The 26672-nt window shown below is 70.2% G+C and carries 24 protein-coding genes; 23 read left to right on the plus strand and 1 reads right to left on the minus strand.

Annotation, left to right across the window (positions count from 1 at the left end; translation table 11 throughout):
• Positions 1 to 72: 72 nt before the first annotated feature.
• The 9 genes from mltG to nusB all read left to right on the plus strand — a co-directional run bounded on the left by mltG (position 73) and on the right by nusB (position 9046).
• Positions 73 to 1821, plus strand: a complete 1749-nt coding sequence (gene mltG / locus AQJ46_RS26425; protein ID WP_059207961.1) for an endolytic transglycosylase MltG — start codon at positions 73 to 75, stop codon at positions 1819 to 1821.
• Positions 1802 to 2641, plus strand: coding sequence for a shikimate dehydrogenase (locus tag AQJ46_RS26430; protein WP_059207962.1), 840 nt, complete (start codon positions 1802 to 1804; stop codon positions 2639 to 2641). Before mltG ends, AQJ46_RS26430 begins: the two co-directional genes overlap by 20 nt.
• Positions 2642 to 2859: 218 nt before the next feature.
• Positions 2860 to 4044 carry a chorismate synthase gene (gene aroC, locus AQJ46_RS26435; RefSeq protein ID WP_059207963.1) on the plus strand — a complete coding sequence of 395 codons (1185 nt, stop codon included), beginning with the start codon at positions 2860 to 2862 and terminating at the stop codon, positions 4042 to 4044.
• Positions 4041 to 4556, plus strand: a complete 516-nt coding sequence (locus tag AQJ46_RS26440; protein ID WP_059207964.1) for a shikimate kinase — start codon at positions 4041 to 4043, stop codon at positions 4554 to 4556. The genes aroC and AQJ46_RS26440 overlap by 4 nt, the downstream gene beginning before the upstream one ends.
• Complete coding sequence (gene aroB / locus AQJ46_RS26445; RefSeq protein ID WP_059207965.1) at positions 4553 to 5644, plus strand: 3-dehydroquinate synthase; 1092 nt, start codon at positions 4553 to 4555, stop codon at positions 5642 to 5644. The genes AQJ46_RS26440 and aroB overlap by 4 nt, the downstream gene beginning before the upstream one ends.
• Positions 5645 to 5933: 289 nt before the next feature.
• The gene (locus tag AQJ46_RS26450; RefSeq protein ID WP_079072430.1) at positions 5934 to 6812 is read left to right on the plus strand and encodes a Pro-rich N-terminal domain-containing protein; all 879 of its coding nucleotides are present in this window, start codon (positions 5934 to 5936) and stop codon (positions 6810 to 6812) included.
• A gap of 77 nt (positions 6813 to 6889) precedes the next feature.
• Positions 6890 to 7993, plus strand: a complete 1104-nt coding sequence (locus tag AQJ46_RS26455) for an aminopeptidase P family protein (RefSeq protein ID WP_059208049.1) — start codon at positions 6890 to 6892, stop codon at positions 7991 to 7993.
• 49 nt (positions 7994 to 8042) lie between these two features.
• On the plus strand, positions 8043 to 8609 hold the full coding sequence (gene efp / locus AQJ46_RS26460; protein ID WP_057614159.1) for an elongation factor P: 567 nt from the start codon (positions 8043 to 8045) through the stop codon (positions 8607 to 8609).
• Between the two features lie 2 nt (positions 8610 to 8611).
• Complete coding sequence (gene nusB, locus AQJ46_RS26465; protein ID WP_057614158.1) at positions 8612 to 9046, plus strand: transcription antitermination factor NusB; 435 nt, start codon at positions 8612 to 8614, stop codon at positions 9044 to 9046.
• A gap of 183 nt (positions 9047 to 9229) precedes the next feature.
• Here nusB and bldD read toward each other — a convergent pair whose 3' ends face one another.
• Complete coding sequence (gene bldD, locus AQJ46_RS26470) at positions 9230 to 9730, minus strand: transcriptional regulator BldD (protein ID WP_007380685.1); 501 nt, start codon at positions 9728 to 9730, stop codon at positions 9230 to 9232.
• Between the two features lie 253 nt (positions 9731 to 9983).
• Between bldD and pyrR the strand changes: the two genes are divergently transcribed.
• The 14 genes from pyrR (at position 9984) to AQJ46_RS26540 (ending at position 26636) form a co-directional block, all read left to right on the plus strand.
• Entirely contained in the window at positions 9984 to 10556 is a 573-nt protein-coding gene (gene pyrR / locus AQJ46_RS26475; protein WP_057614157.1) for a bifunctional pyr operon transcriptional regulator/uracil phosphoribosyltransferase PyrR, read from the plus strand.
• A gap of 87 nt (positions 10557 to 10643) precedes the next feature.
• Entirely contained in the window at positions 10644 to 11639 is a 996-nt protein-coding gene (locus tag AQJ46_RS26480; protein WP_057614156.1) for an aspartate carbamoyltransferase catalytic subunit, read from the plus strand.
• Between the two features lie 5 nt (positions 11640 to 11644).
• Entirely contained in the window at positions 11645 to 12931 is a 1287-nt protein-coding gene (locus tag AQJ46_RS26485; RefSeq protein ID WP_059207966.1) for a dihydroorotase, read from the plus strand.
• A complete protein-coding gene (locus AQJ46_RS26490; RefSeq protein WP_059207967.1) occupies positions 12928 to 13518 on the plus strand; it encodes a PH-like domain-containing protein in 591 nt (196 codons plus the stop codon). Before AQJ46_RS26485 ends, AQJ46_RS26490 begins: the two co-directional genes overlap by 4 nt.
• On the plus strand, positions 13515 to 14657 hold the full coding sequence (gene carA / locus AQJ46_RS26495; RefSeq protein WP_059207968.1) for a glutamine-hydrolyzing carbamoyl-phosphate synthase small subunit: 1143 nt from the start codon (positions 13515 to 13517) through the stop codon (positions 14655 to 14657). Before AQJ46_RS26490 ends, carA begins: the two co-directional genes overlap by 4 nt.
• The gene (gene carB, locus AQJ46_RS26500; RefSeq protein ID WP_059207969.1) at positions 14650 to 17958 is read left to right on the plus strand and encodes a carbamoyl-phosphate synthase large subunit; all 3309 of its coding nucleotides are present in this window, start codon (positions 14650 to 14652) and stop codon (positions 17956 to 17958) included. Before carA ends, carB begins: the two co-directional genes overlap by 8 nt.
• Before the next feature lie 51 nt (positions 17959 to 18009).
• A complete protein-coding gene (locus AQJ46_RS26505; protein WP_059207970.1) occupies positions 18010 to 19116 on the plus strand; it encodes a quinone-dependent dihydroorotate dehydrogenase in 1107 nt (368 codons plus the stop codon).
• A complete protein-coding gene (pyrF, locus tag AQJ46_RS26510) occupies positions 19113 to 19952 on the plus strand; it encodes an orotidine-5'-phosphate decarboxylase (protein ID WP_059207971.1) in 840 nt (279 codons plus the stop codon). The genes AQJ46_RS26505 and pyrF overlap by 4 nt, the downstream gene beginning before the upstream one ends.
• Positions 19953 to 20276: 324 nt before the next feature.
• Positions 20277 to 20600 carry an integration host factor gene (locus AQJ46_RS26515; RefSeq protein WP_003977346.1) on the plus strand — a complete coding sequence of 108 codons (324 nt, stop codon included), beginning with the start codon at positions 20277 to 20279 and terminating at the stop codon, positions 20598 to 20600.
• A gap of 59 nt (positions 20601 to 20659) precedes the next feature.
• Complete coding sequence (gene gmk / locus AQJ46_RS26520; protein ID WP_057614149.1) at positions 20660 to 21217, plus strand: guanylate kinase; 558 nt, start codon at positions 20660 to 20662, stop codon at positions 21215 to 21217.
• Positions 21218 to 21282: 65 nt separating this feature from the next.
• Positions 21283 to 21555 carry a DNA-directed RNA polymerase subunit omega gene (gene rpoZ, locus AQJ46_RS26525; protein WP_003988945.1) on the plus strand — a complete coding sequence of 91 codons (273 nt, stop codon included), beginning with the start codon at positions 21283 to 21285 and terminating at the stop codon, positions 21553 to 21555.
• Positions 21556 to 21680: 125 nt separating this feature from the next.
• Positions 21681 to 22883, plus strand: a complete 1203-nt coding sequence (gene coaBC / locus AQJ46_RS26530) for a bifunctional phosphopantothenoylcysteine decarboxylase/phosphopantothenate--cysteine ligase CoaBC (RefSeq protein WP_059208050.1) — start codon at positions 21681 to 21683, stop codon at positions 22881 to 22883.
• 240 nt (positions 22884 to 23123) lie between these two features.
• Positions 23124 to 24332 carry a methionine adenosyltransferase gene (gene metK, locus AQJ46_RS26535; RefSeq protein WP_057614147.1) on the plus strand — a complete coding sequence of 403 codons (1209 nt, stop codon included), beginning with the start codon at positions 23124 to 23126 and terminating at the stop codon, positions 24330 to 24332.
• Between the two features lie 144 nt (positions 24333 to 24476).
• Positions 24477 to 26636: a primosomal protein N' gene (locus AQJ46_RS26540; RefSeq protein WP_059207972.1), complete on the plus strand. Its 2160-nt coding sequence runs from the start codon at positions 24477 to 24479 to the stop codon at positions 26634 to 26636.
• Positions 26637 to 26672 lie beyond the last annotated feature (36 nt).

Here is a 26672-nt window from a genome sequence, read left to right on the forward strand (position 1 = left end):
GCACAGAAAGAGGCGAAACGGTAGCCGGATGGTGAGAGAAGGAGACCGCCGCCTCGCGGCTCTAGGGGATCGATGACTGAGTATGGCCGGGGCGAAGGCTCCGAACCGTGGCATCCCGAGGACCCGTACGGGGACGGCGGATGGGAGGGGCAGCAGGCCCACGCGGATCAGCAGTCCCCTTACGGCGGCCAGCCGCAGCACTATCCGCAGCAGCAGCCGCAGTACGACAACGGTGGCTGGGGCGACGGCCAGCAGGCCGCCTATGGTCAGGCGCAGCAGCAGTACCCGCAGCACGACGGCCAGTACGACCAGCACCAGCAGTACAACCAGCAGCAGTACAACCAACAGCAGTACGACCAGCAGCAGCATCAGCAGTACGACCAGCAGGGGTACCACGGCCAGCAGCAGTCGTACGACCAGAACGGCAATGGCTGGGCGACCGGCACGCAGGCGCAGGTGCCGTACCAGGCCGATCCTTCGGACCCGTACGGACAGCAGGCGGCCGCGTACGGCGCCGGGCAGCAGGACTACTACGGCAGCCCGGACGCGTACCCGCCTCCGGAGCCGCCGAGCCGTCGACGGGCCGAGCCTGAGCCGCAGATCGACTGGGATCCGGGCCCGGACCAGGGAGAGCACGCCTTCTTCGCGGGCGACGACGACAGCGAGGACGACTCCGACGACCCGAAAGGCGGCCGCGGCGACCGGCGCGGGCGCGGCGACAAGGGCGGCAAGAGCGGCAAGAAGCGCAAGAGCGGATGCGCCTGTCTGGTGGTCCTGCTGGTGTTCGGCGGCGGCACCGCGGGCGTCGGCTACTTCGGGTACCAGTTCTACCAAAATCGTTTCGGCGCTGCCCCGGACTATGCCGGGGACGGGACGAGCGAGATGGTCACCGTCCAGGTCCCCAAGGGTGCGGGCGGGTACGCGATCGGCCGGCTGCTGAAGGACGCGGGTGTCGTGAAGAGCGTCGACGCCTTCGTGTCCGCCCAGGAGCAGAACCCCAAGGGCAAGGCGATCCAGGCCGGCGCCTATCTGCTGAAGAAGGAGATGTCCGCCGAAAGCGCCGTCGTGATGATGCTCGACCGGAAGAGCCAGAACAACGTGCTGGTCGCTCCGGGACTGCGGAACATCATCGTCTACAAGAGGATCGACGAGAAACTCGATCTTGCTTCCGGCACCACGAAGAAGATCGCCGAAAAGAAATACAAGAGCCTCGGGCTGCCGAGCTGGGCGAACGACAACGAGGACATCAAGGACCCGCTGGAGGGCTTCCTCTATCCGGGTACCTATCCCGCGGCGAAGGGCATGAAGCCCGAGACGGTGCTGAAGGAAATGGTCACCCAGGCCGCCGAGACCTACGGCAAGTACGACCTGGAGGCGAAGGCCAAGGCGCTCAAGCTGGACAGCCCGCTGCAGGTCATCACGGTCGCCAGCCTCGTCCAGGCCGAGGGGAAAACCGAGGACGACTACCGCAAGATGGCGGAGGTGGTCTACAACCGGCTCAACCTCGCCAACCCCGAGACCTACGGCCTGCTCCAGTTCGACTCGACCTTCAATTACCTGAAGAACGAGAGCGACATCCGCATCTCCGAGTCGGAGATCAAGAGCAACAAGGACCCGTACAACACGTACACGAACAAGGGTCTGCCGCCCGGCCCGATCGACAATCCGGGCGACGTCGCGCTGAAGGCCGCGCTGAATCCGACCGACGACGGTTGGTACTACTTCGTCGCGACCGACGGCTTGAAGACCACCGAATTCGCCAAGACCCACGCTGAATTCCTGAGGCTCAAGGACAAGTTCGATGCAAGCACGGGCAGTTGACGCCCGCCGGGCCGCCGTCCTCGGAAAGCCCATCGCCCACTCCCTCTCGCCGGTCCTGCACCGGGCCGCCTACGAGGAGCTGGGGCTCACGGGCTGGTCGTACGACCGGTTCGAGCTCGACGAGGCCGCACTGCCCGGGTTCGTCGGGCAACTCGGGCCGGAGTGGGCCGGGCTGTCGGTGACCATGCCGCTCAAGCGGGCGGTCATTCCGCTGCTCGACGAGATCAGCGACACGGCCGCCTCGGTGGAGGCGGTCAACACCGTCGTGTTCACCGAGGGCGGCCGCCGCCTCGGCGACAACACCGACATCCCGGGGATGGTCGCCGCCCTCAGGGAGCGGGGCATCGAACAGGTCGACTCGGCGGCGATCCTCGGCGCCGGCGCCACCGCCTCCTCCGCGCTCGCCGCGCTCGCCCGGATCTGCACCGGCGAGGTCGTCGCCTATGTGCGCAGCGAGGCCCGGGCCGCCGAGATGCGGCAGTGGGGCGAGCGTCTCGACATCGAGGTGCGCACGGCGGACTGGGCGGACGCGGCCGAGGCCCTGGACGCTCCTCTGGTGATCGCGACCACCCCGGCCGGGGCGACGGACGCTCTCGCCCACGCCGTACCGGAGCGCCCCGCGGCCCTCTTCGACGTGCTCTACGACCCGTGGCCGACCGCGCTGGCGGCCCGCTGGTCCATGATCGGCGGGGCCGTGGTCAGCGGCCTCGACCTGCTGGTGCACCAGGCGGTGCTCCAGGTCGAGCAGATGACGGGTCTCAGGCCCGCGCCGGTGGAGGCCATGCGCAAGGCGGGCGAGCACGCGTTGGCGGCCCGCTGAGCCCCTTCGGCGAAGCGCGGGCCCGGGAAAGCCGGTGGCCGGACTGAGGGCTGTACGCGTGTCCACGTCCGTCTGCTGGACCGGTGACCGGCTCCCGGCGCCGAACGTGGGAGGATCGGAGGTGGCGGGCCGGGGCCGCGCACCTGGTCGCGCCGTTGCCGTACGCGAGGACGCGCGTAAGCAGGGCAGTACCAGGGCGCGAGCACTGAGGAGCACCGTTGAGCAGGTTGCGCTGGCTGACCGCGGGGGAGTCCCACGGTCCCGCACTCGTCGCGACGCTGGAGGGCCTTCCCGCCGGCGTGCCCATCACCACGGAGATGGTGGCGGACCACCTGGCGAGGCGTCGGCTGGGCTATGGCCGCGGTGCCCGGATGAAGTTCGAGCGTGACGAGGTCACCTTCCTCGGCGGTGTCCGGCACGGCCTCAGCCTCGGTTCCCCGGTCGCGATCATGGTGGGCAACACCGAGTGGCCCAAGTGGGAGCAGGTCATGTCGGCCGATCCCATCGACCCGGAGATCCTGGCGGGCCTCGCGCGCAACGCGCCACTGACCCGGCCGCGGCCCGGTCACGCCGACCTCGCGGGCATGCAGAAGTACGGCTTCGACGAGGCCCGGCCGATCCTGGAGCGGGCCTCCGCCCGGGAGACGGCGGCCCGGGTGGCGCTGGGCGCGGTGGCCCGGTCGTACCTGAAGGAGACGGCCGGCATCGAGATCGTCAGCCATGTCGTGGAGCTGGCCTCGGCCAAGGCCCCGCAGGGCGTGTACCCCACCCCGGCCGACGTGGAGAAGCTCGACGCGGACCCGGTGCGCTGCCTGGACGCGGACGCGTCGAAGGCGATGGTCGCGGAGATCGACCAGGCCCACAAGGACGGCGACACCCTCGGCGGAGTGGTCGAGATCCTGGCGTACGGCGTTCCCGTGGGCCTCGGCTCGCACGTGCACTGGGACCGCAAGCTGGACGCCCGCCTGGCGGGTGCGCTGATGGGCATCCAGGCGATCAAGGGTGTCGAGCTCGGCGACGGCTTCGAGTTGGCGCGGGTGCCGGGCTCGAAGGCGCACGACGAGATCGTGAACTCGCCCGAGGGCATCCGGCGCGTCTCCGGCCGCTCGGGCGGGACCGAGGGCGGACTGAGCACGGGTGAGCTGCTGCGGGTGCGGGCCGCGATGAAGCCGATCGCGACCGTGCCGCGCGCCCTGCAGACCGTCGACGTGACCACCGGCGAGGCCGCGCAGGCCCACCACCAGCGCTCCGACGTGTCCGCGGTCCCGGCCGCCGGTATCGTTGCCGAGGCCATGGTCGCCCTGGTCCTGGCGGACGCGGTGGCGGAGAAGTTCGGCGGCGACAGCGTGCCCGAGACCCGCCGCAACGTGCGGTCGTACCTCGAGAACCTGGCCATCCGATGACCGGTCCCCAGGTGGTCCTGGTCGGTCCGATGGGCGTGGGCAAGTCCACCGTCGGGCAGCTGCTGGCCGAGCGGCTCGGCGCCGGCTACCGGGACACCGACGACGACATCGTCGCCGAGCAGGGCCGCACGATCGCGGAGATCTTCGTCGACGAGGGCGAGCCGGCCTTCCGGGCCATCGAGAAGGCCGCTGTGCGGCGGGCGCTCGCCGAGCACGACGGGGTCCTCGCCCTCGGCGGCGGCTCGATCCTGGACGCGGACACGCGCGCGCTGCTGGCCGGGCAGCAGGTGGTGTACCTCTCGATGGACGTCGAGGAGGCGGTCAAGCGCACCGGCCTGAACGCCGCGCGTCCGCTGCTCGCGGTCAACCCGCGCAAGCAGTGGCGCGAGCTGATGGAGGCGCGCCGCCACCTGTACGAGTCGATCGCCACGACGGTGGTCGCCACGGACGGCCGTACACCCGAAGAAGTCACCCGAATCGCGCTGGACGCACTGGAGTTGAAGGAAGTATGAGCGAGGCAGTGACGCGCATCCAGGTCGGCGGCACCGCGGGCAGCGAGCCGTACGAGGTCCTGGTGGGACGTCAACTCCTGGGTGAGCTCGGCGCGTTGATCGGGGAGAAGGCGCAGCGGGTCGCGATCATCCATCCCGAGGCGCTCGCCGACACCGGTGACGCGCTGCGCGCCGACCTCGCCGGGCAGGGGTTCGAGGCCGTCGCCATCCAGGTCCCGAACGCGGAGGAGGCCAAGACCGCCGAGGTCGCCGCCTACTGCTGGAAGGCGCTCGGACAGTCCGGCTTCACCCGCACCGACGTCGTGGTCGGCGTCGGCGGCGGCGCCACCACCGACCTGGCTGGGTTCGTGGCCGCGACCTGGCTGCGCGGGGTGCGCTGGATCGCCATCCCGACCACCGTGCTCGCCATGGTCGACGCGGCCGTCGGCGGCAAGACCGGCATCAACACCGCCGAGGGCAAGAACCTCGTCGGCGCCTTCCACCCGCCCGCCGGCGTCCTGTGCGACCTGGCCGCGCTGGACTCCCTGCCCGTCAACGACTACGTCTCCGGACTCGCCGAGATCATCAAGGCGGGCTTCATCGCCGACCCGGTGATCCTGGAGCTCATCGAGTCCGACCCGCAGGCCGCGCGCACCCCGGCGGGCCCGCACACCGCCGAGCTCATCGAGCGCTCGATCCGGGTCAAGGCCGAGGTCGTCTCCTCCGACCTCAAGGAGTCGGGCCTCAGGGAGATCCTCAACTACGGCCACACACTCGCCCACGCCATCGAGAAGAACGAGCGGTACAAGTGGCGGCACGGCGCCGCGGTCGCCGTAGGCATGCACTTCGCCGCCGAACTGGGCCGTCTGGCGGGCCGGTTGGACGACGCGACGGCCGACCGCCACCGCACCGTCCTCGAATCGGTCGGCCTGCCGCTGCACTACCGCTACGACCAGTGGCCGAAGTTGCTGGAGACCATGAAGGTCGACAAGAAGTCCCGCGGCAATCTGCTGCGGTTCATCGTCCTCGACGGACTGGGCAAGCCCACGGTCCTGGAGGGCCCGGACCCGGCGGTCCTGCTCGCCGCGTACGGCGAGGTCGGCCAGTAAGTCCCGCGACGGGCGTTCCGCCTGATTCGCCTTGCGACAGGGGCACTTCGGGGCGCCCCCGGCCGTTTCACCAAAGGAAGGCCGGGGACGGTACCGTTCGGTGACGAGCGGGGTATGCACCACCCCGTAACCAGCGCCGATCAGCCTGCCGCAAATGAGCCGGAGGGGCGCGTCGGAGACGAGAGGACGAGCGAGCACAGGCCTTCGGGCCGAGCACGGTCGGCTTCCGGCACCGACGCGAGCGCCCCTGAGGCGAGCAAGCCGAAAAGACGAGACGGAGTGGCACCGGATGCAGCACGCAGTGGGTTCTCCGCTGCCGCCGCCCCACCAGCCGGGGCACGGACCCGCCGCCGGCTGGTCGCCGGCCGCACACCACCCGGGACCGCATCACCCGGGCGCGCACCAGGGTTCCGCCCCGGTGCCCCCACCGCCTCCGGCACCCGGTTTCGCCCCGGCCCCGGTTCCGCCGACGCCGCAGCACTCCCCGGTCCCGCCCGCACCGCAGCACTCACCCGCGCCGGTACCGGACACCACCGGCCATGTGCCGCTGCCGCCCGGCGCCCCCGTGAGCGCCCCCAGCGCCCCGCCCGCCGCCGTGCCCGACCCCGCGGGCACCACCCTCGCCGTGCTGCTCATCGGTCCGGCGGGCGCCGGCAAGACGAGCGTCGCCAAGTACTGGGCCGACCACCGCAGGGTCCCCACCGCCCACATCAGCCTCGACGACGTGCGGGAGTGGGTCCGCTCGGGCTTCGCCGACCCCCAGTCCGGCTGGAACGACCACTCCGAGGCCCAGTACCGCCTCGCTCGCCGCACCTGCGGCTTCGCCGCCCGCAACTTCCTGGCCAACGGCATCTCCTGCATCCTCGACGACGCCGTCTTCCCCGACCGTCCGGTGGTCGGCCTCGGCGGCTGGAAGCGGCACGTCGGCCCGGGACTGCTGCCGGTGGTCCTGCTGCCCGGCCTGGAGATCGTCCTGGAACGCAACGCCGAACGCTCGGGCAACCGCCGCCTGACCGACGAAGAGGTCGCCCGGATCCACGGCCGGATGGCCGGGTGGTACGGCTCGGGCCTGCCGATCATCGACAACAGTCAGATGGACGTGGCCCAGACGGCAAGGGTCCTGGACGACGTGCTGGCGCGGTCGATCGCGAGCCCACCGAGCTGGTGATCGCAGGAGCCGACGACGAACCCCCACTCGGCCTCTCCCGAACGGCGCCGCACTCGTATGACTCCTACGCTCGTGTCATGTCAGAGGTGTACGTCACCCGGAGAACGAAGCTCAGGGCCCGCTGCCAAGCCGGCGGCAGCGCCACCGCGCTGATCTCCCGCCCCGCCAACGTCCGCTACCTCGCGGGCACCGCCCCCCGCGGCGCCGTCCTCCTGCTCGGCGCCAGCGAGGACGTCCTGCTCTGCCCCGGCCCGCTGGACGACCGCATGGACGGCCGTCCCGACGAGGCCCTGCGGATCCACACCCTCCCCGGCGCCGCCGGCGACCCGGCCGTCGCCGCGGCCGACCTCGCGGCGGGGCAGCACGCCGGATCCCTCGCCGTCGAGGAACACCACCTCACCGTCGAGCGCCACCGAGCCATCCGCTCGGTCGTCCCGCGGCTGCGCCTAGCGGACCTCGCGGGCGCGGTCGAACAGCTCCGGATCATCAAGGACGAGGAGGAGATCTCCTGTCTGCGCATCGGCGCCGAGATCGCCGACCAGGCACTGGGAGAACTCCTGGAGTCCATCCTCGTCGGCCGCACCGAGCGGCATCTCGCCCTCGAACTGGAGCGGCGTCTCGTCGATCACGGCGCCGACGGCCCGGCCTTCGCCACGTCCGTGGGTACCGGCCCGAACGCCGGCCGCCCCGGCCACCGTCCCACCGACCGCCGTGTCGAAGAGGGCGATTTCCTCTCCGTCTGCCTGGGCGCGAGCTATCGCGGATACCGCTGCGAGATCGGTCGTACCTTCGTCATCGGTACGTCCCCCGCCGACTGGCAGATCGATCTGTACGACCTCGTCTTCGCCGCTCAGCGGGCCGGACGCGAGTCGCTGACACCCGGTGCGGCCTACCGGGACGTGGACCGTGCTGCCCGCCAGGTACTGGAGTCCGCGGGCCACCACGAGGGCCTCCCGACCCTCACCGGACACGGTGTCGGACTGGAAATCGACGAGGACCCGCAGTTGGCCCCCGCGGCCATGGGTAAACTGGACGCTTGCGTGCCGGTCACCGTCGAACCGGGGGTCCACCTCCCGGGACGGGGCGGCGTCCGGATCGATGACACGCTCGTCGTACGCCCCGAGGCGGACGGCGGACCCGAGCTACTCACCATCACGACCAAGGAGCTGCTCGCGCTGTAGGAGTGCGTGCGCCGGGGTCGTCCACGTCAGTCCAGGAGATTCCGCAACCGTGGCTTCCACGAACGACCTCAAGAACGGCCTGGTGCTCAAGCTCGAAGGCGGCCAGCTCTGGTCCGTCGTCGAGTTCCAGCACGTCAAGCCCGGCAAGGGCCCGGCCTTCGTGCGCACCAAGCTCAAGAACGTGCTGTCCGGCAAGGTCGTCGACAAGACGTTCAACGCCGGCGTCAAGGTCGAGACGGCCACTGTCGACAAGCGCGACATGCAGTTCTCGTACATGGACGGCGAGTACTTCGTCTTCATGGACATGGAGACCTACGACCAGCTGATGATCGACCGCAAGGCCGTCGGCGACGCCGCCAACTTCCTGATCGAGGGCTTCACCGCCACCGTGGCGCAGCACGAGGGCGAGGTGCTCTTCGTCGAGCTGCCGGCCGCCGTCGAGCTCGTCGTCCAGGAGACCGAGCCGGGCCTGCAGGGCGACCGCTCCACCGGCGGCACCAAGCCCGCCACCCTGGAGACCGGTCACCAGATCCAGGTCCCGCTCTTCATCACCACCGGTGAGAAGATCAAGGTCGACACCCGCACGAGCGACTACCTCGGCCGGGTGAACAGCTAACCGTGGCTGCCCGCAACACGGCCCGCAAGCGCGCCTTCCAGATCCTCTTCGAGGGCGACCAGCGCGGAGTCGACGTCCTGACGGTCCTGGCGGACTGGATCCGGCTTTCCCGGGAAGACACCCGGCAGCCGCCGGTGAGCGAGTACACGATGCAGCTGGTCGAGGGCTACGCGGAGCACGCGAAGCGCATCGACGAGCTGATCGCTCAGTACTCGGTCGGCTGGACGCTGGACCGGATGCCGGTCGTCGACCGCAACATCCTGCGTCTGGGCGCCCATGAGCTGATCTGGGCCGACGAGACCCCGGACGCGGTGGTGCTCGACGAGATGGTGCAGCTGGCGAAGGAGTTCTCCACGGACGAGTCGCCCTCGTTCGTGAACGGCCTGCTGGGCCGGCTCAAGGACCTGAAGCCTTCGCTGCGCCGGGACGAGGCGTAGGACCGCGTCGGCACGACGTGTACGAGCGCGAAACGCCTGAGGGCCCGCAGCGAGACCGCTGCGGGCCCTCAGGCGTCTGCGTACGCGCAGGGCCCGCAAGGCGCGCAGAAAGCCGCCGGGGTGGCCGGAACGGTGAAGTTCCGGCCACCCCGGCGGCACGTTTCTGCTGAGGCTGGGAGCGGCTCAGCTGTCCTCGTGGGACACCGCGCGACGCGCGTCCGCGTCCAGCACGCCCCAGCTGATCAGCTGCTCGGTGAGGACCGAGGGGGACTGGTCGTAGATGACGGCGAGTGTGCGCAGGTCGTCCTGGCGGATCGAGAGCACCTTGCCGTTGTAGTCACCACGCTGGGACTGGATGGTCGCCGCATAGCGCTGGAGGGGGCCGGCCTTCTCGGCCGGGACGTGGGCCAGCCGCTCCAGGTCCAGGACCAGCTTCGGCGGCGGCTCGGCAGCCCCGCCCGGAGTGGTGCCGGGCAGCAGCTCCTGCACCGGAACGCCGTAGAAATCCGCCAACTCGGCAAGACGCTGCACCGTCACCGCGCGGTCGCCGCGCTCGTACGAACCGACCACGACCGCCTTCCAGCGTCCCTGGGACTTCTCCTCGACACCGTGGAGGGAAAGGCCCTGCTGGGTGCGGATGGCCCGGAGCTTGGCCCCGAGCTGTTTGGCGTATTCGCTGGACATATGGCTCCCCGGACACTGGATCGACGCGGCCGCAGTGGTTTCGAGCCGCGCGTCTGGTAACTCACTGTGAGGTTACGCAGCGTGACTCTTGCGCGTCAAGCCGAATGGTCCACACCGACGCTTCCGTGAGAGTGGTGGCTGATTGGGCCAAGGGGGTGATCAGGGACCTCGTTCCGGCCTGCTACCGTGGATGGCGCAAATCCGACGTCCTTTAAGGTCCGTCCCGTGAGGCGGAGAAGGAGGTCCGTTTCGTATGGACAAGCAGGACACTTCCGACCACCAGGCGTCCGATGCCCGGCCCGTTCTCGAGGGCCCCGACATCGCGCGCGTGCTGACCCGTATCGCCCACGAGATCGTCGAACGCGCCAAGGGCGCCGACGACGTGGTGCTCCTCGGCATCCCCACCCGAGGCGTCTTCCTCGCCCAGCGGCTCGCCGTCAAGCTCGAGGAGATCACCGACCGCCGGATTCCGGTCGGTTCGCTCGACATCACCATGTACCGCGACGATCTGCGCATGCACCCGCCGCGTGCGCTGGCCCGCACCGAGATTCCCGGTGACGGCATCGACGGCCGTCTGGTCGTCCTCGTCGACGACGTGCTCTTCTCCGGCCGCACCATCCGCGCCGCCCTGGACGCCCTGAACGACATCGGGCGCCCCCGCGCGGTGCAGCTCGCGGTCCTCGTCGACAGAGGCCACCGCGAACTGCCCATCCGCGCCGACTACGTCGGCAAGAACCTCCCCACGTCGCTGCGGGAGACGGTCAAGGTCCAGCTCGCCGAGGAGGACGGTCGCGACACCGTGCTGCTCGGTGTGAAGCAGACCTAGCAGCAGACGGACCGGGTACGCCCCTTCCGGCGTGCCCTCGCCTGCCCGGAATCTCCCGATCCTGAACTGCCTTACGGAGCCTGAAAGATGCAGCGTCATCTCATCTCGGCCGCCGATCTCACCCGCGACGACGCCGTCCTGATCCTCGACACCGCCGAGGAGATGGCCCGGGTCGCCGACCGGCCGATCAAGAAGCTGCCGACCCTGCGCGGCCGCACGATCGTCAACCTCTTCTTCGAGGACTCCACGCGCACGCGTATCTCCTTCGAAGCCGCCGAGAAGCGTCTGTCGGCGGACGTCATCAACTTCACCGCCAAGGGCTCCAGCGTGTCCAAGGGCGAGTCCCTCAAGGACACCGCCCAGACCCTGGAGGCCATGGGCGTCGACGCCGTCGTCATCCGCCACGGCGCCTCGGGGGCGCCGTACCGCCTCGCCACCTCCGGCTGGATCGACGCGGCCGTCATCAACGCCGGTGACGGCACCCACCAGCACCCCACCCAGGCCCTGCTGGACGCGTTCACCATGCGCCGCCGGCTCGTCGGCCGGGACGCGGGGATCGGTCAGGACCTCTCCGGCAAGCGCATCACGATCGTCGGTGACATCCTGCACAGCCGGGTCGCCCGCTCCAACGTCGACCTGCTGCACACCCTCGGCGCCGAGGTCACCCTCGTCGCCCCGCCCACCCTGGTGCCGGTCGGCGTCGAGACCTGGCCCTGCGAGATCGCGTACGACCTCGACAGCACCCTCGCCAAGTCCGACGCGGTGATGATGCTGCGCGTGCAGCGCGAGCGGATGAACGCCGCGTTCTTCCCGACCGAGCGCGAGTACTCGCGGCGCTACGGCCTGGACGGCGACCGCATGGCGCGGATGCCGGAGCACGCCATCGTGATGCACCCCGGCCCGATGGTCCGCGGCATGGAGATCACCGCCGAGGTCGCCGACTCCGACCGCTGCACCGTCGTCGAGCAGGTCGCAAACGGAGTCTCCATCCGGATGGCCGTTCTGTATCTGCTGCTCGGTGGCGCTGTGGTCGATTCCAAGAACGTGCCCGCCGTCTCCCCCACCCGTATCGAGGAGAAGTAAGTCACATGAGCAAGATCCTGATCCGTGGTGCGAAGGTCCTCGGCGGCGAGCCGCAGGACGTGCTGATCGACGGCTCGGCCATCGAGGCGGTCGGGGCGGGGCTTTCAGCCGAGGGCGCCGAGGTCGTCGACGCGGCCGGAAAGGTGCTCCTGCCGGGCCTGGTCGACCTGCACACCCATCTGCGTGAACCGGGCCGCGAGGACTCCGAGACCGTGCTGACGGGCACGCGCGCGGCGGCCTCCGGCGGTTACACCGCCGTGTTCGCCATGGCCAACACCTTCCCGGTCGCCGACACCGCCGGTGTGGTCGAGCAGGTCTACCGGCTCGGCCAGCAGCACGGCTACTGCGACGTCCAGCCCATCGGTGCGGTCACCGTCGGACTGGAGGGCCGCAAGCTCGCCGAGCTCGGTGCCATGCACGAGTCGGCCGCCGGTGTGACCGTCTTCTCCGACGACGGCAAGTGCGTCGACGACGCCGTGATCATGCGGCGCGCGCTGGAGTACGTGAAGGCCTTCGGCGGGGTCGTCGCCCAGCACGCCCAGGAGCCGCGGCTGACCGAGGGCGCCCAGATGAACGAGGGCGTCGTCTCCGCCGAGCTGGGGCTCGGGGGCTGGCCCGCGGTGGCCGAAGAATCGATCATCGCCCGGGATGTCCTGCTCGCCGAGCACGTCGGCTCCCGCGTCCACATCTGCCACCTGTCGACCGCGGGGTCCGTCGAGATCGTCCGCTGGGCCAAGTCCCGCGGCATCGACGTCACCGCCGAGGTCACCCCGCACCACCTGCTCCTCACCGACGAGCTGGTCCGGTCGTACAACCCGGTCTACAAGGTGAACCCGCCGCTGCGCACCCAGCGGGACGTGCTCGCCCTGCGCGAGGCCCTGGCCGACGGCACCATCGACATCGTCGCCACCGACCACGCCCCGCACCCGCACGAGGACAAGGACTGCGAGTGGGCCGCGGCCGCCATGGGCATGGTCGGCCTGGAGACCGCGTTGTCAGTGGTGCAGGAGACCATGGTGGACACCGGGCTCCTCGACTGGGCCGGGGTCGCCGAGCGCATGTCCTTCAAGCCCGCCGCGATCGGGCAGGCGCGGGGGCACGGGCGTCCCGTCTCGGCTGGTGAGCCCGCCAACCTCATGCTCGTCGACACGGAATACCGTGGGTCCGTGGACCCCGCGGGCTTCGCCTCGCGCAGCCGCAACACTCCGTACGAGGGGCGTGAGCTGCCGGGCCGTGTCACGCACACGTGGCTCCGGGGCAAGGCCACGCTCGTCGACGGGAAGCTCACGTGACACCTGCAACTCTGCTCGCCAACGGACTCGCCACCGGCCTCGCCGCCGAGAAGAAGTCGGCCGAGGTCACCGACTGGGCCGCCCGCGTCGGCTGGCTCGTCGGTCTCGCCCTCTTCGTCGCGCTCGTCTACTGGCTGATGCGCGAGGGCTGGAAGTGGCGCGGCACGCTCCAGGGCGACCTGCCCGAGCTGCCCACCGCGCCGGACGACCCCGGCCCGGCGAGACTGGGCATGAGCGGCCGCTACCACGGCTCCACCACCGCGGGGCAGTGGCTCGACCGGATCGTGGCGCACGGCCTGGGCGCCCGCAGCCGGGTCGAGCTCACGCTGACGGACGCGGGACTGGACGTCGTGCGCCCGGGCGCGACCGACTTCTTCATCCCGCGCGAGGCTCTGCGGGAGGCGGTGCTCGGCAAGGGCATCGCCGGCAAGGTCCTGACCGAGGGCGGGCTCCTCGTGGTGACCTGGGCCCACGGCGAGCGTCTGATCGACTCAGGGTTCCGCTCCGACCACGCGGCCGAGCACACCGACTGGGTCGACGCCATTAACTCCATGATCAACAAGACGGAAACGGAAGGCGCACGATGACGACCTCCACAAGGGGGGCCTCGAAGGCTCCTGCGGTACTCGTCCTGGAGGACGGGCGGATCTTCCGCGGCCGTTCCTACGGGGCCGTGGGGGAGACCTTCGGCGAGGCCGTCTTCTCCACCGGCATGACCGGCTACCAGGAGACCCTGACCGACCCGTCGTACGACCGCCAGATCGTCGTCGCGACCGCCCCGCAGATCGGCAACACCGGCTGGAACGACGAGGACGACGAGTCGGCCCGCATCTGGGTCTCCGGCTACGTCGTGCGCGACCCCGCGCGCGTGCCGTCCAACTGGCGCGCCAAGCGCTCCCTGGACGACGAGCTGGTCGCGCAGAACATCGTCGGGATCTCCGGCATCGACACCCGCGCGCTCACCCGCCACCTGCGCGAGCGCGGCTCGATGCGTGCCGGGATCTTCTCCGGCGAGGCGATCGCCACCGAGCCCGAACTCGTCGCGCGCGTGCAGGCCCAGCCGCACATGAAGGGCGCCTCGCTCTACGAGGAGGTCGCCACCAAGGAGGCGTACGTCGTCCCCGCGGTCGGCGAGAAGAAGTTCACGGTCGCCGCGATCGACCTCGGCATCAAGGGCATGACCCCGCACCGCATGGCCGAGCGCGGCATCGAGGTGCACGTACTGCCGGCCACGGCCACCGCGGAGGACGTCTACGCCGTCTCCCCCGACGGAGTCTTCTTCTCCAACGGGCCCGGCGACCCGGCCACCGCCGACGGACCGGTCGCGCTGATGACCGCCGTCCTGGAGCGCAGGACGCCCCTGTTCGGCATCTGCTTCGGCAACCAGATCCTCGGCCGCGCGCTCGGCTTCGGCACCTACAAGCTGAAGTACGGCCACCGGGGCATCAACCAGCCCGTACAGGACCGGACCACCGGCAAGGTCGAGGTCACCGCGCACAATCACGGATTCGCCGTGGACGCGCCGCTCGACAAGGTCAGCGAGACCGAGTTCGGCCGTGCCGAGGTCTCCCACGTCTGCCTGAACGACGACGTCGTGGAGGGGCTCCAGCTGCTCGACCAGCCGGCCTTCTCCGTCCAGTACCACCCCGAAGCGGCAGCGGGTCCGCACGACGCCGCCTACTTGTTCGACCGCTTCGTATCTCTGATGGAGGGCCAGCGTGCCTAAGCGCACCGATATCCAGTCCGTCCTGGTCATCGGCTCCGGCCCGATCGTCATCGGCCAGGCCGCCGAGTTCGACTACTCCGGCACGCAGGCGTGCCGGGTCCTGAAGGCCGAGGGCCTCAGGGTGATCCTGGTCAACTCCAACCCGGCGACGATCATGACCGACCCGGAGATCGCCGACGCCACCTACGTCGAGCCGATCACCCCGGAGTTCGTCGAGAAGATCATCGCCAAGGAGCGCCCCGACGCCCTGCTGCCCACCCTGGGCGGCCAGACCGCCCTCAACACGGCGATCTCGCTGCATGACGCCGGGACCCTCGACAAGTACGGCGTCGAGCTGATCGGCGCCAACGTCGAGGCGATCAACAAGGGCGAGGACCGCGACCTGTTCAAGGACGTCGTGGAGGAGGTCCGCAAGAAGATCGGGCACGGCGAGTCCGCCCGCTCGGTCATCTGCCACTCCATGGACGACGTCCTGCAGGGCGTCGAGACGCTCGGCGGCTACCCCGTCGTCGTCCGCCCGTCCTTCACCATGGGCGGCGCCGGCTCCGGCTTCGCGCACAACGAGGAGGAACTGCGCCGCATCGCCGGACAGGGCCTCACGCTCTCGCCGACCACCGAGGTGCTCCTGGAGGAGTCCATCCTCGGCTGGAAGGAGTACGAACTGGAGCTGATGCGCGACAAGCACGACAACGTCGTGGTCGTCTGCTCCATCGAGAACTTCGACCCCATGGGCGTGCACACCGGCGACTCGATCACCGTCGCCCCCGCGATGACGCTGACCGACCGCGAGTACCAGGTACTGCGCGACGTCGGCATCGCGATCATCCGCGAGGTCGGCGTCGACACCGGCGGCTGCAACATCCAGTTCGCGGTGGACCCCGAGGACGGCCGCGTCATCGTCATCGAGATGAACCCGCGCGTGTCCCGCTCCTCGGCGCTCGCGTCCAAGGCGACCGGCTTCCCGATCGCCAAGATCGCCGCGAAGCTCGCCGTCGGCTACACGCTGGACGAGATCCCGAACGACATCACCGAACAGACCCCGGCCTCCTTCGAGCCGACGCTCGACTACGTGGTGGTCAAGGCCCCGCGGTTCGCCTTCGAGAAGTTCCCGTCCGCCGATTCGACGCTGACGACCACCATGAAGTCGGTCGGCGAGGCCATGGCGATCGGCCGCAACTTCACCGAGGCCTTCCAGAAGGCACTGCGCTCGCTGGAGAAGAAGGGCAGCCAGTTCACCTTCGTGGGCGAGCCCGGCGACAGGACCGCCCTCCTGGAGGAGGCCGTACGGCCCACCGACGGCCGTGTCAACACCGTCATGCAGGCCATCCGCGCGGGCGCCACGCCGGAGGAGGTCTTCGCGTACACGAAGATCGACCCCTGGTTCGTCGACCAGCTCTTCCTGATCAAGGAGACCGCGGACGAGCTGGCCTCCGCTGAGCGTTTGGACGCCGATCTCCTCGCCGAGGCCAAGCGGCACGGCTTCTCCGACCAGCAGATCGGCGAAATCCGGGGCCTGCGCGAGGACGTCGTGCGCGAGGTGCGGCACGCACTCGGTGTGCGCCCGGTCTACAAGACCGTCGACACCTGCGCCGCCGAGTTCGCCGCGAAGACGCCGTACTTCTACTCCTCCTACGACGAGGAGAGCGAGGTCGCGCCCCGGACCAAGCCCGCGGTGATCATCCTGGGCTCCGGCCCGAACCGCATCGGCCAGGGCATCGAGTTCGACTACTCCTGCGTGCACGCCTCCTTCGCGCTGTCCGACGCCGGGTACGAGACGGTGATGGTCAACTGCAACCCCGAGACCGTCTCCACCGACTACGACACCTCCGACCGGCTGTACTTCGAGCCGCTCACGCTCGAGGACGTCCTGGAGATCGTCCACGCGGAGCAGCAGGCCGGTCCGGTCGCGGGCGTGATCGTGCAGCTCGGCGGGCAGACCCCGCTGGGTCTGGCGCAGGCGCTCAAGGACAACGGCGTGCCGGTCGTGGGCACCCCGCCCGAGGCGATCCACGCCGCCGAGGACCGCGGCGCCTTCGGCCGCGTCCTCGCCGAGGCCGGCCTGCCGGCCCCCAAGCACGGCACCGCCACCACCTTCGCCGGCGCCAAGGCCATCGCGGACGAGATCGGCTACCCGGTCCTCGTACGGCCCTCCTACGTCCTCGGTGGCCGCGGCATGGAGATCGTCTACGACGAGACCCGCCTCGAGGCCTACATCGCCGAGTCGACCGAGATCAGCCCCTCGCGTCCGGTCCTGGTCGACCGCTTCCTCGACGACGCCATCGAGATCGACGTCGACGCTCTCTACGACGGCCAGGAGCTCTACCTGGGCGGCGTGATGGAGCACATCGAGGAGGCCGGCATCCACTCCGGCGACTCGGCGTGCGCACTGCCGCCGATCACGCTGGGCGGCTTCGACATCAAGCGCCTGCGGGCCTCCACGGAGGCCATCGCGCGCGGGGTGGGCGTCCGGGGCCTGATCAACATCCAGTTCGCCATGGCCGGTGACATCCTCTACGTCCTGGAGGCCAACCCGCGCGCGTCCCGCACCGTCCCCTTCACCTCGAAGGCGACCGCCGTGCCGCTCGCCAAGGCCGCCGCCCGGATCTCGCTGGGCGCGACCGTCGCCGAACTGCGCGCCGAGGGCCTGCTTCCGGCCACCGGCGACGGCGGCGAACTCCCGCTGGACGCGCCGATCTCCGTGAAGGAGGCCGTCATGCCGTGGTCGCGCTTCCGCGACATCCACGGCCGCGGCGTCGACACGGTCCTCGGCCCGGAGATGCGTTCCACCGGCGAGGTCATGGGCATCGACTCCGTCTTCGGCACGGCGTACGCCAAGTCGCAGGCGGGCGCCTACGGTCCGCTGCCGACCAAGGGGCGTGCGTTCATCTCGGTCGCCAACCGTGACAAGCGCTCGATGATCTTCCCGGCGCGCGAACTGGTCGCCCACGGCTTCGAACTGCTCGCCACCTCCGGCACCGCCGAGGTCCTCAAGCGCAACGGCATCAACGCCACCGTCGTGCGCAAGCAGTCCGAGGGCCCCGGCCCGAACGGCGAGAAGACCATCGTCCAGCTCATCCACGACGGTGAGGTCGACCTGATCGTCAACACCCCGTACGGCACCGGCGGCCGCCTCGACGGCTACGAGATCCGTACGGCGGCCGTGGCGCGGTCGGTCCCGTGTCTGACGACGGTCCAGGCGCTCGCCGCCGCGGTCCAGGGCATCGACGCCCTCAACCACGGTGATGTGGGCGTCCGTTCGCTCCAGGAACACGCGGAACACCTGACCGCGGCCCGCGACTAGCAGCCCTGAGGGGGACACCGGAAACGGTGTCCCCCTCTTGGTGAGGACACCATGTACAAGACCTTTTTCCATCTCGTCTTCAAGCACCTGGACCCCGAGCAGGCCCATCACCTGGCCTTCCGGTGGATCCGCCTGGCCGCCCGCGTTCCCGTGCTGCGCACGTTCGTCGCGGCCGCTCTCGCACCCCGCCACAAGGAACTGCGCACCGAGGCCTTCGGACTGCGCATGCACGGCCCCTTCGGACTGGCCGCAGGCTTCGACAAGAACGCGGTCGCGATCGACGGCTTGACGATGCTGGGCTTCGACCACGTCGAGATCGGCACGGTGACCGGGGAGGCCCAGCCGGGTAACCCAAAGAAGCGGCTGTTCCGCCTGGTGCAGGACCGCGCGCTCATCAACCGCATGGGCTTCAACAACGAGGGCTCGCTGGCCGTGGCGGCCCGCCTGGCCTCCCGTGAGCCGGTCTTCAAGACCGTGGTGGGCGTCAACATCGGCAAGACCAAGGCCGTCCCGGAGACCGAGGCGATCGGCGACTACGTGAAGTCGGCGGAGCGGCTGGCGCCGTACGCCGACTACCTGGTCGTGAACGTGTCGTCGCCCAACACGCCCGGCCTGCGCAACCTCCAGGCCGTCGACCATCTGCGTCCGCTCCTGACCGCTGTCCGCGAGGCCGCCGACCGCAGGGTGGCCTCGCGTCGCGTCCCGCTCCTGGTGAAGATCGCGCCCGACCTCGCCGACGAGGACGTCGACGCGGTCGCCGACCTGGCCGTCGAACTCGGCCTGGACGGCATCATCGCCACCAACACGACCATCGCGCGCGAGGGACTCGGTCTGACATCCGCACCCGCCCTGGTGAACGAGACGGGCGGCCTGTCCGGAGCCCCCCTCAAGGAGCGCTCCCTCGAGGTGCTGAGGCGCCTGTACGCGCGCGTGGGCGACCGGATCACCCTGGTGGGCGTCGGTGGCGTCCAGGACGCCGAGGACGCCTGGCAGCGCATCCTGGCGGGCGCCACGCTGGTCCAGGGCTACAGCGCGTTCATCTACGAGGGTCCGTTTTACGCTCGCGACCTCCACAAGGGGCTCGCCGCGCGCCTGCGCACGAGCCCGTACGCCACTCTCGCCGACGCGGTCGGCGCCGACGTGAGGAAAACGGTATGACCGAGCCCTTCGGCGCACGCCTGCGCCGAGCCATGGACGAGCGCGGCCCGCTGTGCGTGGGGATCGACCCGCACGCCTCACTGCTCACCGAGTGGGGCCTGAACGACGACGTGACCGGTCTGGAGCGGTTCAGCCGCACGGTCGTGGAGGCGCTGTCCGACCGGGTCGCCCTGTTCAAGCCCCAGAGCGCGTTCTTCGAGCGCTTCGGCTCGCGCGGTGTCGCCGTACTGGAGAAGACCGTCCAGGAGGCCCGCGCGGCCGGCGCACTGGTCCTCATGGACGCCAAGCGCGGTGACATCGGCTCGACCATGGCCGCGTACGCCGAGGCCTTCCTGCGCAAGGACTCCCCGCTGTTCTCGGACGCCCTGACCGTGTCGCCGTACCTCGGTTACGGCTCGCTCTCGCCTGCCGTCGTGCTGGCGCGCGAGAGCGGCGCGGGCCTGTTCGTGCTCGCGCTGACGTCCAACCCGGAGGGCGGCGAGGTCCAGCACGCCGTCCGCGCGGACGGCCGGAACGTCGGCGCGACCATGCTGGCCCATCTGGCCGCCGAGAACACGGGGGAGGAGCCCCTCGGGTCCTTCGGTGCCGTCGTCGGGGCCACGCTCGGCGATCTGTCGTCCTACGACCTGGACATCAACGGTCCGCTCCTCGCGCCCGGCGTCGGGGCCCAGGGGGCCACTCCGGCCGATCTCCCAGGGGTCTTCGGGGCGGCGATCCGCAATGTCGTCCCGAACGTCAGCCGGGGCGTGCTGAGGCACGGTCCCGACGTCAGTGCGCTGCGCGCGTCCGCCGAGCGGTTCGCGGACGAGATCAGGTCGGCGCTGCCGACGGGTTGAGGAGTCCGTCGAGGACCGGATGAGGCGTGCGCGACGGTCGTCGCGGATGTTCGACACCCCCGTTCGAGTCCTCAGACGCGTGGTTCGGGGCCCGCTTGAGTCTGAATACATCCTCAAATCCGGGGCAATATGCCAGAAATGTCCGACCTGGCGGAGGCTGACCAGGACTTTTCCGCTGTTCTCGCTGACTCTGGCGGACTTGCCCGCTAGTCTCCGACGCAGAGTGAACGGGCAAGCGTGTTGCTCGTGGCTCCCCAGGTGTGGGGCGACTAGGTTCCTCACCGGTCCGTATCCGACAAGATCGACATCCGAGGTGACGTAGGCGTGGCTCTTCCGCCCCTTACCCCTGAACAGCGCGCAGCCGCGCTCGAAAAGGCCGCCGCGGCTCGCCGGGAGCGGGCCGAGGTCAAGAATCGACTCAAGCACTCCGGCGCCTCCCTTCACGAGGTCATCAAGCAGGGCCAGGAGAACGACGTCATCGGCAAGATGAAGGTCTCCGCCCTGCTCGAGTCCCTGCCGGGCGTGGGCAAGGTCCGCGCCAAGCAGATCATGGAGCGACTCGGCATCTCCGAGAGCCGTCGTGTACGCGGCCTCGGCTCCAACCAGATCGCTTCGCTGGAGCGTGAGTTCGGCAGCACCGGTTCCTGAACCGGGTCACTCCGGGAAGGGAGTCCCGGGCACTCCGGGATTGCTGGAATAATCGCTGCATGAGTGAACGTCCGCGGCTGACCGTGCTCTCCGGCCCCTCAGGGGTCGGCAAGAGCACGGTCGTCGCCCATATGCGCAAGGAACACCCCGAGGTCTGGCTCTCGGTGTCGGCGACGACCCGCAAGCCCCGCCCCGGCGAGAAGCACGGTGTCCAGTACTTCTTCGTCACCGACGAGGAGATGGACAAGCTGATCGCCAACGGTGAGCTGCTGGAGTGGGCGGAGTTCGCCGGCAACCGCTACGGCACGCCGCGTGCGGCCGTGCTGGAGCGGCTGGAGGCGGGTGAGCCCGTCCTGCTGGAGATTGACCTCCAGGGCGCCCGACAGGTCCGTGAGTCCATGACGGACGCCCAGTTGGTGTTCCTGGCTCCTCCCTCCTGGGAGGAGCTCGTGCGCAGACTCACCGGACGTGGCACCGAGCCGCCCGAAGTGATCGAACGCCGCCTGGAGGCGGCGAAGGTCGAACTGGCGGCTGAACCCGAGTTCGATGTGACCTTGGTCAACACCTCCGTCGAGGACGTGGCGCGCGAGCTGCTAGCCTTGATGGATGTGGTGTGATCCCGCCTGCTTGTTGAGGCTTGATCAATCGCACTGAATCTTTCCCATCCATCGGAAGGTAGAGCGTGTCCTCTTCCATCTCCGCGCCCGAGGGCATCATCAACCCGCCGATCGACGAGCTCCTCGAGGCCACGGACTCGAAGTACAGCCTCGTGATCTACGCGGCCAAGCGGGCCCGCCAGATCAACGCGTACTACTCGCAGCTCGGTGAGGGCCTGCTTGAGTACGTCGGTCCGCTGGTGGACACCCATGTCCACGAGAAGCCGCTCTCGATCGCCCTGCGCGAGATCAACGCGGGTCTGCTGACGTCCGAGGCCGTCGAGGGCCCGGCGCAGTAGTAGTACTTTCAGCTTTTCGCTGACTTATCCACAGGCCCGGCAGCGCGACTGTCGGGCCTGTGGTGTGTGATGGACCCGTACGTCGCAGTCGTACGGTGCCGAGCGGGGAGAGACGGGGAGAGATGGTGGACAAGCCGAAGGTCGTGCTGGGGGTCAGTGGCGGCATCGCCGCGTACAAGGCCTGTGAGCTGCTGAGAAGGCTCACGGAGTCCGGTCACGACGTCCGCGTCGTTCCCACCGCCTCCGCACTGCACTTCGTGGGCGCCGCCACCTGGTCCGCCCTTTCCGGCAAGCCGGTCTCGACCGAGGTGTGGGACGACGTCCACGAGGTCCCGCACGTCCGCATCGGGCAGCACGCCGACCTGGTGGTCGTGGCCCCGGCGACCGCGGACACCCTCGCCAGGGCGGCGCACGGCTTGGCGGACGACCTCCTCACCAACACCCTCCTGACGGCCCGCTGCCCGGTCGTCTTCGCCCCCGCCATGCACACCGAGATGTGGGAGCACCCGGCCACCCAGGAGAACGTGCAGACACTGCGTCGTCGGGGCGCGATCGTGATCGAGCCCGCCGTCGGCCGTCTGACCGGCGTCGACACCGGCAAGGGCCGACTGCCGGAACCCGCCGAGATCTTCGAGGTCTGCCGCCGGGTGCTGGCCCGGGGCGTCACCGAGCCCGACCTCAAGGGCCGGCACGTGGTCGTGAGCGCCGGCGGCACCCGTGAGCCCCTCGACCCCGTCCGGTTCCTCGGCAACCGCTCCTCCGGCAAGCAGGGCTACGCCCTCGCCCGTACCGCGGCAGCGCGCGGCGCCCGGGTCACCCTGGTCGCGGCGAACACCGGTATGCCGGACCCGGCCGGCGTGGATGTGATCCCCGTGGGGACGGCCGTGCAGCTGCGCGAGGCGGTCCTGAAGGCGGCGGCCGACGCCGACGCGGTCGTCATGGCGGCGGCGGTCGCGGACTTCCGCCCGCAGACCTACGCGGCCGGAAAGATCAAAAAGAAGGACGGTCAGGACCCCGAGCCGATCGTCCTGGTGCGGAATCCGGACATCCTCGCCGAGATCTCGGCCGAGCGTGCCCGCCCCGGCCAGGTGATAGTCGGCTTCGCCGCCGAGACCGACGACGTCCTGGCCAACGGTCGTACGAAACTGCGCCGCAAGGGCTGCGACCTCCTCGTCGTCAACGAGGTGGGCGAGCGCAAGACCTTCGGGTCGGAGGAGAACGAGGCGGTGGTACTGGGCGCCGACGGCAGCGAGACCCCGGTACCGCACGGCCCGAAGGAGTTCTTGGCCGAAACCGTGTGGGATCTGGTGGCGCAGCGCCTCACGTGAGTGTTTCCTTCGCTTCTCGGTCCCCACAATCCTCTGCCACAGAGGCGTGGCGCCCCTGGCCAAGCCCGCTCGTCATTGGGCACAATGCCCGTGCCGCAGGTCACAGCACTCCCGAGTGGCGAGACGGGGGAGCCGGTGGCCGAGCACGACCGATAAACTGTTCTCGGACGATGCCGGGCGCAGCCCCCGAGCCCGTCCGCCAATGATCAGCCAGCAGCCGCTGCAACCCCAGGGAGCGTTGTGTCCCGTCGTCTGTTCACCTCGGAGTCCGTCACCGAGGGCCACCCCGACAAGATCGCTGACCAGATCAGTGACACCATCCTCGACGCGCTCCTCAAGGAGGACCCGACGTCCCGGGTCGCGGTCGAGACCCTGATCACGACCGGCCTGGTGCACGTGGCCGGTGAGGTCACCACCAAGACCTACGCGCCGATTGCCCAGCTGGTGCGCGACAAGATCCTGGAGATCGGTTACGACTCCTCGAAGAAGGGCTTCGACGGCGCCTCCTGCGGTGTCTCGGTGTCGATCGGCGCGCAGTCCCCGGACATCGCGCAGGGCGTCGACACGGCGTACGAGAACCGGGTCGAGGGCGACGAGGACGAGCTCGACCGCCAGGGCGCGGGCGACCAGGGTCTGATGTTCGGCTACGCGACGGACGAGACCCCCACCCTGATGCCGCTGCCGATCTTCCTGGCGCACCGCCTGGCGAAGCGCCTCTCCGAGGTCCGCAAGAACGGCACCATCCCCTACCTGCGCCCCGACGGCAAGACGCAGGTCACCATCGAGTACGACGGCGACAAGGCCGTCCGTCTCGACACGGTCGTCGTCTCCTCGCAGCACGCGTCCGACATCGACCTGGACTCCCTGCTCGCCCCGGACATCCGCGAGTTCGTCGTGGAGCCGGAGCTGAAGGCGCTCCTGGACGACGGCATCAAGCTGGATACGGAGAGCTACCGCCTCCTGGTCAACCCGACCGGCCGCTTCGAGATCGGCGGCCCGATGGGTGACGCCGGCCTGACCGGCCGCAAGATCATCATCGACACGTACGGCGGCATGGCCCGCCACGGCGGCGGTGCCTTCTCCGGCAAGGACCCGTCCAAGGTCGACCGCTCGGCCGCGTACGCCATGCGCTGGGTCGCCAAGAACGTCGTCGCCGCGGGTCTCGCCTCCCGCTGCGAGGTCCAGGTCGCCTACGCCATCGGCAAGGCCGAGCCCGTGGGCCTGTTCGTGGAGACCTTCGGTACCGCGACGATCGACACCGAGAAGATCGAGAAGGCCATCGACGAGGTCTTCGACCTCCGTCCGGCCGCCATCATCCGCGACCTGGACCTGCTGCGTCCGATCTACTCCCTGACGGCGGCGTACGGCCACTTCGGCCGCGAGCTGCCCGAGTTCACGTGGGAGAAGACGGACCGCGTGGAGGCCCTGAAGAAGGCCGCGGGTCTGTAAGTCCCTGAGCAAGCCCCCTGTGGTTTGCCGCGAGGCCCGGTGTCCCCTTGGGGCGCCGGGCCTCGGCGCGTCACCGGCTGTACGGCGCGCCCCTTCGGGTTCGGGCGGCGTCAGTTGTCAGTGGGGTTTGGTAAGAATGCAAGCGTGAGCAGCGAGAACGGGTCCGTGGACGGTGGCGCCGAAGGAGCGCAGCCCGAGCAGCTTGCCCTGATTCGGGAGAGTGTGCGGAACGCCAAGGTGCCGCGGGCCAAGCCGCGGACCTGGCGGGGGGCCGCGTTGGCCAAGGACCTGCCGGTCGCGCGGGTGCTGGTCGACAAGGGGGTGCTGCATCTTGACCGGTACTTCGACTACGCCGTGCCCGAGGAGCTCGACGCGGATGCGCAGCCGGGGGTGCGGGTGCGGGTGCGGTTCGGGGCCGGGCGTGGGCGGGTCCGGGACGGGCGGCGTGAGGGCGGGGGGCTGATCGACGGGTTTCTGGTCGAGCGGCTTGCCGAGTCTGACTACTCCGGGCCGCTGGCGGCGCTCGCTCAGGTCGTCTCGCCGGAGCCGGTGCTGAGCGAAGAGCTTCTGGGGCTCGCTCGGGCCGTCGCCGACCGGTATGCGGGGAGTCTGGCGGATGTGCTGCAGCTTGCCGTCCCGCCGCGTAGCGCTCGGGCCGAGCAGCGGCTTTCGCCCGAGCCGTTGCCGCCGCCCGCGGCGCCCGAGGTGGGCTCCTGGGGGCGGTACGAGCGGGGGGACGCGTTTCTGGAGTCGCTGGCCTCGGGGGGCGCACCGCGCGCGGTGTGGAACGCCCTGCCCGGGCCGGAGTGGAGTGAGGAGCTGGCGCGGGCCGTTGCCGCGACCTTGGCCTCGGGTCGGGGGGCGCTCGTCGTCGTGCCGGACGGGCGGGCCGTCGCGCGGGTCGACGCCGCGCTGGCCTCGGTGCTGGGTGAGGGGCGGCATGCGGTCCTGACCGCCGACGCCGGGCCCGAGAAGCGGTATCGGGAGTGGCTGGCCGTGCGGCGGGGGGCCGTGCGGGCCGTGGTCGGGACGCGGGCCGCCATGTTCGCCCCGGTGCGGGACCTGGGGCTCGTCGCGCTCTGGGACGACGGCGACGACAGCCACAGCGAGCCGCATGCCCCGCAGCCGCATGCGCGTGAGGTGCTGTTGCTGCGGGCCGCGCAGGACAAGTGCGGCTTTCTGCTGGGGAGTTGGAGCTGCACGGTGGAGGCCGCGCAGCTTGTGGAGAGCGGCTGGGCGCGGCCGCTCGTCGCCTCGCGGGAGCAGGTGCGGGCTGTCGCTCCGCTGGTGCGGACCGTGGGGGACCAGGATCTCGCCCGGGACGAGGCGGCTCGGGCGGCCCGGCTCCCGACGCTCGCCTGGCAGGCCGTCAGGGAGGGCTTGCGGCACGGGCCGGTGCTTGTGCAGGTGCCGCGCCGGGGGTATGTGCCGCGGATGGCCTGCGCCAACTGCCGGGAGCCGGCGCGGTGTCGGCACTGTGCCGGGCCGTTGGAGGGGCAGGAGTCCGGGGCGGCGCTGCGGTGCGGGTGGTGTGGGCGCGAGGAGGCGGCCTGGCACTGTCCGGAGTGTGGGGGCTTCCGGTTGCGGGCGCAGGTGGTGGGGGCCCGGCGTACCGCGGAGGAGTTGGGGCGGGCGTTTCCGGCTGTTCCGGTGCGGACGTCCGGTCGCGAACATGTGCTGGACACCGTGCCGGGGGCGCCGGCGCTGGTGGTGAGCACGCCGGGGGCGGAGCCCGTGGCCGAGGGCGGGTATGCGGCGGCGTTGTTGCTGGACGGGTGGGCCATGCTCGGACGGCCGGATCTGCGGGCCGGGGAGGATGCGCTACGGCGGTGGATCGCGGCGTCGGCGCTGGTGCGGCCGCAGGAGGCAGGGGGCACGGTGGTGGTGGTTGCCGAGCCGACGCTGCGGCCTGTGCAGGCGTTGGTGCGGTGGGATCCCGTGGGGCATGCGGTCCGGGAGTTGGGGGAGCGGGCCGAGTTGGGGTTTCCGCCGGTGTCGCGGATGGCCGCGGTGTCAGGGACGGGGGAGGCGCTTGCCGAGTTTCTCGCGGCCGTGGAACTGCCTGGTGAGGCTGAGGTGTTGGGGCCTGTGCCGTTGCCGGTGACGGTGGCGGGGGGGCCTCGGAGGGTGGGGGCGCCACCGGCCGGGGAGCGCTGGGAGCGGGCGCTTGTGCGGGTGCCGCCGGGAAGGGGGTCGGCGTTGGCGTCGTCACTCAAGTCGGCGCAGGCTACACGGATGGCTCGCGGCGGGAGCGGAAGCGAGGGGGCGGTGTGGGTGCGCATCGATCCGCCTGACATTGGGTGACGGCCGGGAGCGTGTGCGAGGGGCGGGCCGGACGAT

Origin of the sequence: Streptomyces canus (assembly GCF_001514145.1) — a bacterium.
Taxonomy (GTDB): Bacteria; Actinomycetota; Actinomycetes; order Streptomycetales; family Streptomycetaceae; genus Streptomyces; species Streptomyces canus.

Excerpts from the sequence above, each read along its gene's own strand:
- AQJ46_RS26440 (WP_059207964.1), top strand. The coding sequence starts at position 4,041 with ATGACCGGTCCCCAGGTGGTCCTGGTCGGTCCGATGGGCGTGGGCAAG.
- AQJ46_RS26485 (WP_059207966.1), top strand. The coding sequence starts at position 11,645 with ATGAGCAAGATCCTGATCCGTGGTGCGAAGGTCCTCGGCGGCGAGCCG.
- AQJ46_RS26430 (WP_059207962.1), top strand. The coding sequence starts at position 1,802 with ATGCAAGCACGGGCAGTTGACGCCCGCCGGGCCGCCGTCCTCGGAAAG.
- pyrF (WP_059207971.1), top strand. The coding sequence starts at position 19,113 with ATGACCGAGCCCTTCGGCGCACGCCTGCGCCGAGCCATGGACGAGCGC.
- aroB (WP_059207965.1), top strand. The coding sequence starts at position 4,553 with ATGAGCGAGGCAGTGACGCGCATCCAGGTCGGCGGCACCGCGGGCAGC.
- pyrR (WP_057614157.1), top strand. The coding sequence starts at position 9,984 with ATGGACAAGCAGGACACTTCCGACCACCAGGCGTCCGATGCCCGGCCC.
- AQJ46_RS26450 (WP_079072430.1), top strand. The coding sequence starts at position 5,934 with ATGCAGCACGCAGTGGGTTCTCCGCTGCCGCCGCCCCACCAGCCGGGG.
- carA (WP_059207968.1), top strand. The coding sequence starts at position 13,515 with ATGACGACCTCCACAAGGGGGGCCTCGAAGGCTCCTGCGGTACTCGTC.
- AQJ46_RS26505 (WP_059207970.1), top strand. The coding sequence starts at position 18,010 with ATGTACAAGACCTTTTTCCATCTCGTCTTCAAGCACCTGGACCCCGAG.
- bldD (WP_007380685.1), bottom strand. The coding sequence starts at position 9,730 with ATGTCCAGCGAATACGCCAAACAGCTCGGGGCCAAGCTCCGGGCCATC.
- gmk (WP_057614149.1), top strand. The coding sequence starts at position 20,660 with ATGAGTGAACGTCCGCGGCTGACCGTGCTCTCCGGCCCCTCAGGGGTC.
- AQJ46_RS26455 (WP_059208049.1), top strand. The coding sequence starts at position 6,890 with ATGTCAGAGGTGTACGTCACCCGGAGAACGAAGCTCAGGGCCCGCTGC.
- AQJ46_RS26480 (WP_057614156.1), top strand. The coding sequence starts at position 10,644 with ATGCAGCGTCATCTCATCTCGGCCGCCGATCTCACCCGCGACGACGCC.
- mltG (WP_059207961.1), top strand. The coding sequence starts at position 73 with ATGACTGAGTATGGCCGGGGCGAAGGCTCCGAACCGTGGCATCCCGAG.